Raw genomic sequence first — 13,736 nt, forward strand, 5'->3', positions numbered from 1 at the left:
TATGCGGAGCTGGAGTGTCAGGGCATCATGCCGTGGTCTGAACCCGGCGTAACGGGGTGTTCGCAGAGTGAGACGATTTTGACCAGCATGTGGATTGCTTGGCTAGATAGACGTATGAGTGCAACGTCCATCAATCTCGCTGTCATCCCAGGCGACGGCATTGGCCCAGAGGTCATCGCCGAAGCCGTCAAGGTCCTCGAAAAGGCCGTCACCGCGGAAGGCGTCACCCTCGAGCAGACCCACTACAAGCTCGGTGCACAGCACTGGCTTGAGACCGGCGAGACCCTTCCGGAGGAGGTCCTGGCGGACCTGCGTACCCGTGACGCCATTCTATTCGGCGCCGTCGGAGCTGCTCCCGGCGATACCCGCATCCCGTCGGGCATCATCGAACGCGAGATGCTGCTCAAGCTCCGCTTCAGCCTGGACCACTACGTGAACCTGCGCCCGTCCCGGCTGTACGGAACCGTCGGCAGCCCCCTGGCAAACCCAGGCACCATTGACTTCATCGTGGTCCGTGAGGGTACCGAGGGTCCCTACGTGGGCAACGGTGGAACCTTGCGTGGCGGCACTCCGCACGAAGTTGCTACCGAGGTTTCCCTCAACACGGCACACGGCGTCGAGCGTGTCGTCCGCGATGCCTTCCGCCGCGCCAGCGAGCGTCCGCGCAAGCACGTCACGCTCGTCCACAAGCACAACGTGCTCGTCTTCGCCGGGCACCTGTGGAAGCGGACCGTCGAGGCAGTGGCCAAGGAATTCCCCGAGGTTACCCACGACTACCTGCACATCGACGCCGCCACCATCTTCATGGTGACCGAGCCCTCCCGCTTCGACGTCATCGTCACTGACAACCTCTTCGGCGACATCCTCACCGACCTCGCGGCAGCCGTTACCGGCGGCATTGGCTTGGCGGCATCGGGCAACATCAACATGGACCGCACAGCACCGTCCATGTTCGAGCCCGTCCACGGCTCCGCCCCGGATATCGCCGGACAGCAGAAAGCCGACCCCACTGCGGCCATCCTCTCCGCAGTGCTCCTCCTGGACCACCTTGGCTACACCACGGCGGCCCGCAAGATTGAAGCGGCAGTAGTCGCCGACGTCGAAAGCCGCACCGGCGAGCCGCGCAGCACAGCTGCCGTTGGTGACGCCATTGCGGCCGCACTTTAGGCCCAAATCTCAGGCGTAAGCTTGTCTTGAATTATTTACCTGCTTCCCTGGTCCATCGCTGAACCACACCCTTCGGGGCCGCGTTCGCCCTGCCAGGTAGCTGACTGTGGAGGAAACATGACTCAGACTGCCCATGGCGTCGAATTCAGCCAGCAGCTTTCGGAAACACCGAAGTCTGCTGAGGAGCGTGCAGCCATCCTGGCGAACCCGGGATTCGGCGACTACTTCACCGACCACACCGCCGTCGTCGACTACAAAGTCGACGCCGATGGCAATGGCGGTTGGCAGAACGCCCGGATCGAGCCCTACGGACCGATTTCCCTTGATCCGTCGGCTGCGGTCCTGCACTACGGCCAGGAAATCTTCGAGGGCCTCAAGGCATACCGCCACGCTGACGGCTCCGTCTGGACCTTCCGTCCGGAAGCCAACGCCGCCCGCCTCAACAAGTCGGCCCGCCGGCTCGCCCTTCCCGAATTGCCGGAAGAGTACTTCCTCGGAGCGATCCGTGAACTCGTCCAGGCGGACCAGGAATGGGTTCCCTCCGGTGACGGCGAAGCCCTGTACCTGCGTCCGTTCATGATCGCCACCGAGGCTTTCCTTGGCGTCCGTGCTGCGCGCGAGGTTTCCTTCCGCGTCATTGCTTCCCCCGCCGGTAACTACTTCGGTGGCGAACTCAAGCCGGTCTCCATCTGGATCTCCCGTGAATACGCCCGTGCGGGCCGCGGCGGGACCGGAGCGGCCAAGTGCGGCGGTAACTATGCAGCGTCCTTGATCGCCCAGCAGGAAGCCGAAGCGAACGGTTGCAAGCAGGTCCTCTTCCTGGACCACTTCAACGACGACGCCGTGGAAGAACTCGGCGGCATGAACGTCTTCTTCGTGATGAAGGACGGCTCACTTGTCACCCCGGCACTGAGCGGAACCATCCTCGAAGGCGTCACGCGCATGTCCGTCATCCAGGTGGCGAAGGACATGGGTCGCGAAGTCAGCGAGCGCAAGATCACGCTGGATGAATGGCGCGATGGCGTTGCCTCCGGCGAGATCACCGAGGTGTTCGCCTGCGGTACCGCTGCGGTGATCACCCCCATCGGTGTCCTCAAGGACGCCACCGAGTTCATCGGTGCCGAGGACGCCAAGGCCGGCGAGACCACCATGGCCATCCGCCAGCAGCTCTTGGGCATCCAGACCGGAACCGTTGAGGACACCCACGGCTGGCTCACCCGCCTGGTCTAGCCCCGGTCACACGACGGCGGCCCTTCCCTTGGTTATCAAGCGGAAGGGCCGCCGTTCTGCTTCCCGGACGCTTGATCCAAACGCTCGGGCACATCCCACCCGATTCCCGTGGACGCTCTCTCACGTCCCACCCGTTTGATCCAAACGCTCCCTCACGTCCCGCCTGCTTCCCGTGGACGCTCTCTCACCTTCCGCCTGTTTGCGGTGGACGCTCTCTCACCTTCCGCGTACAAGCGGCCAAAGTTGCCACAAACCGTAGGCGTCGAATATCGCCGTCGAGCGTACTTCGGCTGTCCAGTAAGTGAGTGAGGGTTGGGGTGATGGGGTGGGGTGTGAGTGAGGGTTGGGGTGATGGGGGTGGGATGTGGGTTGTGAGTGAGGGTTGGGTGGAAGGGGGTGGGATGTGAGTGAGGGTTGGGTTGAAGGGGGTGGGATGTGAGTGAGGGTTGGGAAGTGCCAAGATGGACTGGTGACTTCTGAATCAATGGCGACTTCCGGCAACTCACCTTCCCGCAACTCACCCTCCAGCAGCCCGACAACGGCTGACCCCACACCAGGCAGTGCACCCCTGGGCGGCGCCTCCTCTTCCCTGCAGCGCAGCAGTGGGTTGACGCGATTCCGGCTGGCCCCCAATCCGGGTCCGATGAGCTTGGATGGCACCAACTCCTACGTCATCGGTGCACCCGGTTCCGCCCGTGTCGCCGTTGTGGACCCGGGACCCGACGACGAGCAGCACCTGGCCGAGCTGGCGGCGGCTGGAGGTGTCGACGTCGTACTCATCACGCACCGGCACGCGGACCATACTGAAGCTTCAATTCGATTCCACCAACTGACCGGCGCGCCGGTGCGTGCCTTCCTGCCCGGGTATTGCCATGGTGGAGAACCGCTCGCCGACGGCGAGGTGCTGACCATTGGCGGCGTCGAAATCCGCGTCATCGCTACGCCCGGCCACACCTCCGACTCATTGTGCTTCCACTTGCCGGACGACGGACCGACGGGTTCGGTCCTCACTGGCGACACCATCCTTGGCCGTGGTACCACCGTACTGGACTATCCGGACGGCAGGCTGGGGGACTACCTGGCCAGTTTGGATCGGCTGGAGGCACTCGGGCCCGCGATACTCCTCCCGGCACATGGCCCCGTGCTACCTGCCCTGGACGAAAAGTGCCGGGAGTATCGCAATCACCGTGAGCAGCGACTGGACCAGATCAGGACAGCCCTTGACCGCCTTGGCCAAGACGCGTCCATCGCGGCAGTCACCGACGCCGTGTATCCCGACGTCGACCCTTCCGTCAGGTGGGCCGCCGAGACGTCCGTGGCTGCCCAGTTGGATTACCTGCGAAGCTGAGCCGTGACGGTAGGCTTGGGCCCATGCGTATCGCCCGTTTTGTAGTTGATTCTGATCCCCTTTACGGCGTTGTTGAAGGCGAGGCCGGCAGTGAGGAAATCACTGTCATCAACGGCGACCCCTTCTTCAATGGCGTCGAACGTACCCACGTAAAGCACAAGCTTGAGGACGTGCGGCTCCTCGCCCCGATCATTCCGCGCAGCAAAGTGATCGGTGTTGGCCGGAACTTCGCTGAGCATGCCGCGGAACTTGGCAACGAAGTTCCCCAGCAGCCGCTGCTGTTCCTCAAGCCCAACACGTCCGTGATCGGCCCGAATGATCCCATCGTCCTTCCTGAGTTCTCGGAGGAAGTTTCCTTCGAAGCCGAGCTGTGCGTCGTCATCGGCCGCATCTGCAAGGACGTTCCCGAAGAGCGCGCGGATGACGTGATCTTCGGCTACACCTGCGGCAATGACCTCACGGCACGCGACGTTCAGAAGACGGACCTTCAGTGGGCACGCGCCAAGGGCTTTGACACCTCTGCGCCGCTTGGGCCGTGGATCGAGACAGAGTTGGATCACGAAGACCTGTCCATCCAGGGCCGCCTCAATGGTGAACTCCGCCAGGACGGCAGCACCAACCAGATGATCCGCGGCGTACGCGAGCTCGTCTCCATCGTCTCGCACGCCTTCACGCTTCTTCCAGGCGACGTCATCATGACCGGCACCCCGGCCGGCGTTGGCTTGGTCAGTGAAGGCGATCGTTTCGAAGTGGAGATCGAAGGCATCGGCCGGCTCTCCAACCCGGTGGTCCGCCGCTAGGCATTCATTTCAAAGCCAAACCACGACGGCGGCACCCGCCTTTCGCACGAAAGGCGAGTGCCGCCGTCGAGCCTTAAGGGCCGGGAAACCCAGGCTGCGCCAAGCGGTAAAGTTGGAACCACTATGACTACTGCTTCTGCGTCCAACGCTGCCCCCAGCGTCATCCCTGCCGTCAACGCCGAGACTCCGGTCCGCGTCCGCTTCTGCCCGTCACCGACCGGAACTCCGCATGTTGGCTTGATCCGGACGGCCCTGTTCAACTGGGCCTACGCACGCCACACCGGCGGCAAGCTGATCTTCCGCATCGAGGACACCGACTCTGCCCGCGACAGCGAGGAGAGCTACCACCAGTTGCTGGATGCCCTCAAGTGGCTCGGCATCAACTGGGATGAAGGCGTCGAGGTCGGCGGACCGCACGAACCGTACCGGCAGTCCCAGCGCGGCGACATCTACCAGGACGTCATCGCCAAGCTCAAGGCCGGGGGACACGTATATGAGTCCTACTCCACTCCGGAGGAGATCGAAGCCCGCCACAAGGCAGCCGGCCGCGACCCCAAGCTCGGCTACGACGGCTTTGACCGCCACCTGACGGAGGAGCAGCTCGCCCAGTTCAAGGCTGAAGGCCGGGAGGCTGTACTGCGCCTGCGCATGCCCGACGAGGACCTGACTTTCAACGACCTGGTCCGGGGGGAAATTACCTTCAAGGCTGGCTCGGTCCCAGACTTTGCAGTAGTCCGCGCCAACGGTGCGCCGCTGTACACCCTGGTCAACCCGGTGGATGATGCCCTGATGGGGATCACCCACGTCCTGCGCGGCGAGGACTTGCTGAGCTCTACTCCGCGCCAGATTGCGCTGTACCGGGCGCTCTACGCCATTGGGGTTGCCGAGTACATGCCGGAGTTCGGGCATCTTCCGTACGTTATGGGCCAGGGCAACAAGAAGCTTTCCAAGCGCGATCCCGAGTCGAGCCTGTTCCTGCACCGCGAGCGTGGCTTCATCCCCGAAGGGTTGCTCAACTACTTGTCGCTGCTCGGCTGGTCCCTGAGCGCGGATGAGGACATCTTCACCGTGGAGCAGCTCGTTGCCAACTTCGACATCCATGACGTCCTGGGCAACCCGGCACGCTTCGACATCAAGAAGGCCGAAGCCATCAACGGAACCCACGTGCGCATGCTCGCTCCGGAAGACTTCAAGCAGCGGCTGGTTCCCTACCTCCGCGCTGCCGGTTTCGTCGGTGAGATCCTCACCCCCCGGCAGGAGGAGATCCTCGCAGAGGCAGCTCCCTTGGTCCAGGAACGGATCACCCTCCTGGGCGAGGCTCCGGAAATGCTGGCCTTCCTGTTCAAGGCTGATGACGCGATCGACGTCGCGGACGATGCCCGGAAGGGTCTGCCCCAGAACCTGGAGGAGGTCCTTGATGCGGCCCTGGCGGCACTGGAGCCCATTACGGACTGGACTGCCGAGAACATCCAGGCTGCACTTAAGCAGGCGTTGGTCGAGGACCTGGGCATCAAGCCCCGCGCCGCGTTCGGCCCGGTGCGCACTGCCATCTCCGGTCGTCGCATTTCCCCGCCGCTGTTCGAGTCCATGGTGATCCTGGGCAAGGATTCCGCACTGGCGCGCGTCCGCGCTTTCCGCGGCCAGTAACGGCGGACGTCATGGCGATAGCAAGCACTTTTGGCACTATCCGTGGTGTCCTGTTCGATATTGATGACACCCTGGTGGACCTTGAGTACGCCATGACGACGGCGTTGCGCGATGTCAGCGAACATCTCCTGCCCGGCCTGGACCAGGCCGGGTGGGTGAAGTTCGGACGTATCTTCACGCACGAAACCACGCATTTCTATGACCGCTACCTGGCAGGGGAGCTGACGTTCAACGAGCAGCGGCTGCTTCGCGGCAGGGCTGCCCTGGGCCACTTTGGCGTGGAACTGGGGGACGGCGAGGAGTCCCAGGCATGGGTGGCCGAGTATCACCGGCGCCAGACGTCATACGTGCGGGCTTTCGACGACGTTGAAGAGGTCCTGGACGCACTGGATGCGGCGGGGATTCCCTACGGTGCGGTCAGTAACAACGTCCACGACTACCAGCGCGCGAAGCTGGACAGTGCCGGTTTGGCCAGGATCGCGACACTGGTGGGAACGGACACCGTTGGCGTGCCCAAGCCGGACCCCGCCATATACCTCGAAGGTGTGCGCCTCCTGGGGACTTCGCCGGCGGAGACCCTCTACGTTGGCGATAACCGACTCCTCGATGCGGACGGAGCAACCGCGGCGGGACTGGTGGGCGTGTGGTTGAACAGGACCGGGGAAGTGGTGGAGGAGTTCACTGGACGGCAGGTGGATTCCCTATCCCGCCTGCTGATGACGGCTCCGACCGCAGCCTGAGATCCGTGTGATGCAGGTAACGGCTTTACGATTTGTGCAGGTGGCGAGACTCCGGTAGAGTCATTACTCGTGCTGAGGGGCACGGAGGGAAAAGCCAAGGGAAACCGCGGCGAGGAACTCCGGTCCGAAAGTCACTTTGGGATATGGTGTAATTGGCAACACTACGGTTTCTGGTACCGTCATTCTAGGTTCGAGTCCTGGTATCCCAGCTCTGAAAATCCGCGTGAATACGCGGAAAATCGGAACCTTCCACTTCGCTGAAGCGATTTGGAGCGGAGCTGAAAGTATGAAATACTCATTCAGCTTGATCGCCGGAAACGGTGACAAAAGTGCGAGGCCCCATCGTATAGCGGCCTAGTACGCCGCCCTCTCACGGCGGTAACGCGGGTTCGAATCCCGCTGGGGTCACAGTTGAATCCCCCGGAACTTCACGGTTCCGGGGGATTTCTTTTTGCCCTGGCGCCTGCCCCGAGCGTCCTATAGTGATCGGGCTGGCATGTAGTGATCGGGCTGGCATGATGATGCTGTGATCGCAAACCAAGACCCATCAGCATCCGGGGCCAGTCCAGTACCCCGAGGGGCTGCGGCCGCCGTCGAAACCCTGGAAGCTGCACGCGCCGAACTCGCGGCCACCACCCTGCCGCTGGCGGTGCCTGAGGCGCAGGAAGCCCGCCAGTGGATCCGGGAGTCGCTGGCCCAGCTCGATGATTACGTCATTCCCCGCTACCGGAGCCTGGACGCTCCGCTGCTGGCCGTCGTCGGCGGTTCAACCGGAGCCGGCAAATCCACCTTGGTCAACGCGCTGGTCGGCTTTCCGGTGACGCGCGCCGGGGCTATCCGGCCCACGACGCGCCAGCCCATCCTGTTGCACCACCCTCAGGATGCCGAGTGGTTCGAAGGGAACCGCATCCTGCCAAACCTGCACCGGATCCGCGGCACGGTGTCGGCAAACCCTGTGCCGGCCAACCAGGCCGGAGCTGCCCCTGACGCGCAGGCGATCACGTCACTGGTACTGGTGGGCCATGACAACGTGCCCCAAGGCATCGCACTGCTGGACGCGCCCGACGTCGACTCCATCTCCGATGACAACCGCAGGCTGGCCGGACAGCTCCTGGCCGCCGCGGACCTTTGGGTGTTTGTCACCACCGCCAACCGATACGCCGACGCCGTCCCCTGGCGGCTGCTTCTTGACGCGGCCTCGCGGGACATCACCGTCGCCGTTGTCCTGGACCGGGTGCCGGCCGCCGCCGAGGAAGAGGTCAGGGCCGATCTGCAGGCAATGCTGGACCGGCAGGGCCTTGGCGAAGCGAAGCTCTTTGTTGTTCCGGAAAGCGAACTGGACGCACTCGGAATGCTGCCCCACGACGCAGCGGCCCCCTTGCGCCAGTGGCTGGGAGCCTTGGCCGCCAATGCAGCTGGCCGCGCCGACGTCGCCCGCCGAACACTCAACGGAGCCGTTAAGGCAGTGAGCGTCCGCCTCGACGGAATAGCCGGCGCGGCGGCAGCGCAGGACACCGCAGCACGCGAACTCGAGGGAGGCTGCGTGGAGGAATATGAGCTGGCACTCTCACGCATTCTCGCCGCAACCAAAGACGGAGCGCTCCTGCGGGGTGAAGTCCTGGCACGGTGGCAGGACTTTGTCGGCACGGGTGAGTTCTTCCGGACCCTTGAGCAGAATATAGGCCGCATGCGTGACCGCATGGGGGCCTTCTTCCGGGGCGAACCCGCCCCCGCCGTGAAGGTGGAGACGGCCATCGAAACCGGGCTGCAGGCAGTGATCCTGGACGAGGCTGCCAACGCCGCGGAGAACGTGGACAGGCGATGGCGTTCGTATCCCGCGGGGCGCCAGCTGCTGGGCCCCGATGACCTGTCCGGCACCAGCGAAGGATTCGATGCCAGGTCTGCCGCCGCCATCCGCGCGTGGCAGGAAGGCCTCATGGAGATGATCCGGACGCAGGGACAGGGCAAGCGGACCCAGGCGCGTTGGCTGTCTTTCGGCATCAACGGGCTGGGTGCCGCGCTCATGGTGGTGGTGTTTTCGATGACCGCCGGATTGACAGGCCTTGAGATCGGGATCGCGGGTGGAACGGCAGTAGTGGGGCAGAAACTCTTGGAAGCTGTGTTTGGGGAGGATGCGGTCAGGCGCTTGGCGCAACAGGCCAGGGAAGACCTGCACACACAATGTCAACGGCTCCTGGACGATGAAAAGCAACGCTTCCTGGGCCGCCTTGATGCAGCGCATCCACGGTCCGGCAACGACCTCGCCCGGCACGCCACCGCACTTCGCCGCATGGCGGAAGCCGCATGAGCCGCCACAGCCAGGTCCGTGAATCCTCCCGCCTGCAGCGCAGGCTTGAATCGCTCAACGAAGCCCGGGAACTTGCCGAAGGAGTGCTTCCTGACGAAGAGCTTCAATCGGTTTACGACGTCCTGGAGCGGGCAGCGTCCCGGCGTTCGTTATCAGCAGGACACACGGTGGTGGGCTTTTTTGGTGCCACCGGCAGCGGCAAGTCCTCGTTGTTCAACGCAGTCTCCGGCAGTGAGCTGGCGACAGCGACGGCGAGGCGTCCCACCACTTCAGAGCCCTTGGCGGGAGTTTGGGGAGAAGACGGCAGCGGTCCACTCCTGGACTGGTTGGAGGTCAAGGAGCGCCACACCCTGCCACCGGTGGCCGGGCTTGCGGACGAAGACACAGGCCTGGTCCTCCTTGACCTGCCGGACTTCGACTCCACCCGCGCAGAGAACAGGGAGATCGCCCAGCGCATGGTGGGCATGGTGGACGTCCTGGTGTGGGTCCTTGATCCCCAGAAGTATGCAGACGCGGCGGTCCATAATGATTTCCTGAAGCCCATGGCCTCCCATGGCGCCGTCACGCTGGTGGTCCTGAACCAGGTGGACAGGCTCAGCCCCACGGACGCCTCCGCCGTCATGCAGTCCTTGGGGGGCATCCTGGCCCGCGATGGCCTGGGGAAGGTCCGCGTGCTCAGTGCTTCCGCGCTGACGGGCGACGGCGTAGCGGCCGTCCGCGATGCGATCAGGAACGTCGTGGTCCAGCGGGAGGCAACGACACAGCGCCTCGCGGCCGATGTAGCCAAGGCGGCCACGGAACTGGCCAGAGCCTCAGGAGAGGGCGAAGCGCGCGGGATCAAGGCAAATGCCAAGGCACGGCTCGCGTCGGAGTTGGCTGCCGCAGCTAACGTGCCCGTTGTAGTGGACGCGGTCCAGCGCTCGTTCAAGAGGGAGTCGGCCCGGAGGACAGGATGGCCCGTGACCCGGTGGCTGCTCCGCTTCCGACCGGACCCCTTGCGGAGGCTGAACCTGGGCCGGGGTGATACTAGGCCGGAGCTGAGCCGGACCTCCCTGCCTCCGGCAGGCGCGCCCGAGCGGGCGCGGACGGATGCCGCTGTCCGGGACTTCGTGGATGACGCGTCCACAGGTGCTCCGGGACCGTGGCGCGCCGCTATCCGCGCTGTCGCCAGGGACGGCCGCGAACAACTGCCCGATGCCTTGGACCAGGCCATCGCCGGAACCGACCTGAAGGCCGCAAAGAGGCCCGTGTGGTGGGCGCTGTTCAACTCCCTGCAATGGTTGGCGTTCGTGGTGGCGGTGGGTGGACTTGGCTGGCTCGGAGTCCTGGCCGCGCTGGGTTACTTCCAGATGCCGGTGCCGGACGTCCCGCGATCGGAGGGCTGGCCGTGGCCCACTTTGATGGTGGCCGGGGGAGTGGCGTTGGGAATCCTCTTGGCTATTGTTGGCCGCTTCCTGGGTGGCTGGGCAGCTAAGTTGCGGGCTTCCGGAGCGGCGAAACGATTGAAGGTGTCCGTGGCCGCAGTGGCGGAGAAGCGGATCGTTGAGCCCGTCGAGGTGGAGATGACACGCCTCAAGGCCTATAACGCGGCGTTGAAGGATGCCCGTTCGACCTAGAGTGCTGCGACCGCGTCCCTGACTTTGATGAGGGTCCGCAGGTTCCGGGTGGTGGTGCTGGCTTTATAGCGCGCTTTCGAAGAGAGCTTGCTGAAAGGGCTGTCCAGCGTGCCGCCCGCGGGCGCCAACCAGGCGGACGCTTCGGGGCCGAGCCGTACTTGTTCAACGCCGTCCAATGCCTGCCCTGCGTCGAAAAGTTCGTCGAGCAGGGCGGTATCGGATGCCAGAGTCACATAACTGTGGGTGGATTTGTCGTCGGCCGGGTAAGGGCAAGCCTCTACGAGTTCGGCAACCCGATCGGCAGAGAGAACCACCACCCAGGCGTCGTAGGCGAAGGCATCCCTGAGGCACTTCTCGAATTCGTCCTTGACGTCCTTGGCGCTGAGTTCGGTTTGCAGCACCACGTTTCCGCTGGCCAGTAATGTCTTGACCTTGGTGAAAGGGTAGTCGTGGAGCGCAGTCTTGAGGTCGGCCATCTTGATGTTGATCCCGCCGACGTTGATGCCCCGGAGGAATATCGCGTAGTTGTTCATGTTGGGCTCCCGTCCGGAGGGGTGGATGCTGGAACAGCGTAGACCAGTGGGGGACTAGTCGTTGTTCTTCCGTAGTGCTTCGGTCAGGACACGGGCAGCGTTGCAGACCACTTCGGCGTGCAGGCGGCCCGGTTGGCGGGTGAGGCGCTCAATGGGACCCGAGATGGAGACGGCCGCGATCACCCTTCCGGAAGGCCCACGGACGGGGGCCGAAACCGAGGCGACCCCGGGTTCGCGTTCGCCGAGGCTCTGACCCCAGCCCCGGCGTCGTACTCCTGCCAGCACGGTGGGCGTAAAGCGGGCATTCTGCAGCCCCTCCAGAAGACGGTCGTGATCTTCCCATGCCAGGAGTACCTGGGCGGCGGAGCCGGCCTTCATGGACAACTGGGTACCAACGGGAATCGTGTCCCGGAGGCCGATGGGGCGTTCCGCGGAAGCCACGCACACGCGCCAGTCGCCCTGCCGGCGGAAAATCTGGGCACTTTCGCCGGTGGCATCCCGCAACTGGATGAGCACGGGGCCTGCCGAGGCGATCAGCCGGTCTTCTCCGGCAGCGGATGCCAACTCCACGAGCCTGCTGCCGAGGACGAATCGGCCTTGAATGTCGCGGCTCACCAAACGGTGATGAACCAGCGCCAGAGCGAGCCGGTGAACCGTTGGCCGGGCGAGGCCCGTGGCGGCTACAAGTTGGGCGAGCGTCGTTGGTCCGGCCTCGAGGGCATCGAGGACCTGGGCCGCTTTATCAATGACACCGACTCCACTAGAATTGTCCATGTAATGATATTGCCGTCTCAATATCTGAGATGCAAGTTGTTTCACTGGCCTATTTCGCAGCGGTGCTGCTTCAGTGGTCTAGGAACAACCAAACCGCAGTGAAGGGAGCAGGCCGTGGGAAAGACACTGGCCGAGAAAGTCTGGGATGCGCACATCGTGCGCAAAGGTGAGGGCGAAGGAGCCAATGCCCAGCCCGACCTTCTCTTCATCGACCTGCACCTCGTTCACGAAGTGACGTCTCCGCAGGCCTTCGAAGGCCTGCGCCTGGCGGGCAGGAAGCTGCGCCGCGTGGACCTCACCATTGCCACGGAGGACCATAACACTCCAACATTGGACATCGACAAGCCGATCGCCGACCTGACCAGCCGCACCCAGATTGAAACGCTGCGTGCCAACTGCAAGGAATTCGGCGTCCGCCTGCACTCCCTGGGTGACAAAGAGCAGGGCATCGTCCACGTGGTCGGTCCGCAGTTGGGCCTCACCCAGCCTGGCATGACAGTAGTCTGCGGCGACTCGCACACCTCCACGCACGGCGCCTTTGGTGCGCTGGCCATGGGCATCGGCACGTCCGAGGTTGAGCACGTCATGGCCACCCAGACGTTGTCGCTCAAGCCGTTCAAAACCATGGCCATCAACGTTGAGGGAACCCTGCGCCCCGGCGTCACAGCCAAGGACATCATCCTGGCTGTGATCGCCAAGATCGGCACAGGCGGCGGACAGGGCTACGTCCTGGAATACCGCGGCTCGGCCATCCGGTCCCTGTCCATGGATGCGCGCATGACCATCTGCAACATGTCCATCGAAGCCGGTGCACGTGCGGGCATGGTGGCCCCGGACCAGACCACCTACGACTACATGCAGGGTCGCCCCCACGCGCCCGAAGGTGCGGACTGGGATGCCGCCGTCGAGTACTGGAACACGCTCCACACGGATGCGGACGCGACCTTCGACGTCGAGGTCGACCTCGATGCCGACACCCTGGAACCTTTCGTGACCTGGGGTACCAACCCCGGCCAGGGCGTCTCGCTCTCCGCCAAGGTTCCTTCCCCGGAAGACTTTGGCGACGAGAACGCAAAGGCTGCCGCCGAACGCGCCCTGCAGTACATGGGCCTGGAAGCAGGCACGCCCATGAAGGACATCCGCGTGGACACCGTCTTCTTGGGCTCCTGCACGAACTCCCGCATTGAGGACCTCCGTATCGCCGCGGACATCATTCGCGGCCGGGCCAAAGACCCCAACGTCCGGATGCTGGTTGTCCCGGGATCCGCGCGGGTCCGCCTGGAAGCCGAAGCCGAGGGCCTGGACAAGGTCTTCAAGGAATTTGGAGCTGAATGGCGCTTCGCCGGTTGCTCCATGTGCCTGGGCATGAACCCGGACCAGCTGGAGCCGGGAGAGCGTTGCGCGTCCACGTCCAACCGAAACTTTGAAGGCCGCCAGGGCAAGGGCGGGCGCACGCACCTGGTCTCGCCCGTGGTGGCAGCAGCCACAGCCGTCCGGGGAACACTGAGCTCGCCTTCGGACCTCGAGTCCGTTTCCGCGGGCACACTGACCGGAACCGCAGTCTAGGAGGATC

General features: G+C 64.1%; 11 protein-coding genes and 2 tRNA genes. 11 read left to right on the forward strand and 2 right to left on the reverse strand.

What is annotated here, in order from left to right:
• Nucleotides 1–114: 114 nt before the first annotated feature.
• The 10 genes from ACNQOP_RS11715 to ACNQOP_RS11760 all read left to right on the forward strand — a co-directional run bounded on the left by ACNQOP_RS11715 (nucleotide 115) and on the right by ACNQOP_RS11760 (nucleotide 10,856).
• Nucleotides 115–1,167, forward strand: coding sequence for a 3-isopropylmalate dehydrogenase (locus tag ACNQOP_RS11715; protein ID WP_416404539.1), 1,053 nt, complete (start codon nucleotides 115–117; stop codon nucleotides 1,165–1,167).
• Nucleotides 1,168–1,284: 117 nt separating this feature from the next.
• Nucleotides 1,285–2,397 (forward strand): branched-chain amino acid aminotransferase, encoded by a 1,113-nt coding sequence (locus ACNQOP_RS11720; protein WP_257369081.1) that lies wholly within the window; start codon nucleotides 1,285–1,287, stop codon nucleotides 2,395–2,397.
• Nucleotides 2,398–2,866: 469 nt separating this feature from the next.
• Nucleotides 2,867–3,745 (forward strand): MBL fold metallo-hydrolase, encoded by an 879-nt coding sequence (locus ACNQOP_RS11725; RefSeq protein ID WP_416404540.1) that lies wholly within the window; start codon nucleotides 2,867–2,869, stop codon nucleotides 3,743–3,745.
• Nucleotides 3,746–3,768: 23 nt separating this feature from the next.
• On the forward strand, nucleotides 3,769–4,545 hold the full coding sequence (locus ACNQOP_RS11730) for a fumarylacetoacetate hydrolase family protein (RefSeq protein WP_257369079.1): 777 nt from the start codon (nucleotides 3,769–3,771) through the stop codon (nucleotides 4,543–4,545).
• Nucleotides 4,546–4,668: 123 nt separating this feature from the next.
• A complete protein-coding gene (gene gltX / locus ACNQOP_RS11735) occupies nucleotides 4,669–6,192 on the forward strand; it encodes a glutamate--tRNA ligase (protein WP_284987097.1) in 1,524 nt (507 codons plus the stop codon).
• Between the two features lie 11 nt (nucleotides 6,193–6,203).
• Nucleotides 6,204–6,932 carry an HAD family hydrolase gene (locus ACNQOP_RS11740; RefSeq protein WP_257369077.1) on the forward strand — a complete coding sequence of 243 codons (729 nt, stop codon included), beginning with the start codon at nucleotides 6,204–6,206 and terminating at the stop codon, nucleotides 6,930–6,932.
• Between the two features lie 137 nt (nucleotides 6,933–7,069).
• Nucleotides 7,070–7,141 (forward strand) — tRNA-Gln (locus tag ACNQOP_RS11745).
• A 126-nt stretch (nucleotides 7,142–7,267) separates the two neighbouring features.
• Nucleotides 7,268–7,340, forward strand: a tRNA-Glu gene (locus ACNQOP_RS11750).
• Between the two features lie 121 nt (nucleotides 7,341–7,461).
• Entirely contained in the window at nucleotides 7,462–9,240 is a 1,779-nt protein-coding gene (locus ACNQOP_RS11755) for a dynamin family protein (RefSeq protein WP_416404568.1), read from the forward strand.
• Nucleotides 9,237–10,856, forward strand: a complete 1,620-nt coding sequence (locus tag ACNQOP_RS11760) for a GTPase (protein ID WP_416404541.1) — start codon at nucleotides 9,237–9,239, stop codon at nucleotides 10,854–10,856. Before ACNQOP_RS11755 ends, ACNQOP_RS11760 begins: the two co-directional genes overlap by 4 nt.
• Here ACNQOP_RS11760 and ACNQOP_RS11765 read toward each other — a convergent pair.
• Together ACNQOP_RS11765 and ACNQOP_RS11770 are read right to left on the reverse strand one after the other, a co-directional pair.
• Nucleotides 10,853–11,389, reverse strand: a complete 537-nt coding sequence (locus ACNQOP_RS11765; RefSeq protein WP_416404542.1) for a DUF1697 domain-containing protein — start codon at nucleotides 11,387–11,389, stop codon at nucleotides 10,853–10,855. The genes ACNQOP_RS11760 and ACNQOP_RS11765 overlap by 4 nt on opposite strands.
• A gap of 54 nt (nucleotides 11,390–11,443) precedes the next feature.
• Nucleotides 11,444–12,163, reverse strand: coding sequence for an IclR family transcriptional regulator (locus ACNQOP_RS11770; RefSeq protein WP_014922101.1), 720 nt, complete (start codon nucleotides 12,161–12,163; stop codon nucleotides 11,444–11,446).
• Nucleotides 12,164–12,277: 114 nt separating this feature from the next.
• Between ACNQOP_RS11770 and leuC the strand changes: the two genes are divergently transcribed.
• Nucleotides 12,278–13,729: a 3-isopropylmalate dehydratase large subunit gene (gene leuC, locus ACNQOP_RS11775; RefSeq protein WP_235521522.1), complete on the forward strand. Its 1,452-nt coding sequence runs from the start codon at nucleotides 12,278–12,280 to the stop codon at nucleotides 13,727–13,729.
• The last annotated feature ends 7 nt before the right edge of the window (nucleotides 13,730–13,736 follow it).

The sequence above is a fragment of the Arthrobacter sp. LFS091 genome (assembly GCF_047977885.1).
Taxonomy (GTDB): Bacteria; Actinomycetota; Actinomycetes; order Actinomycetales; family Micrococcaceae; genus Arthrobacter.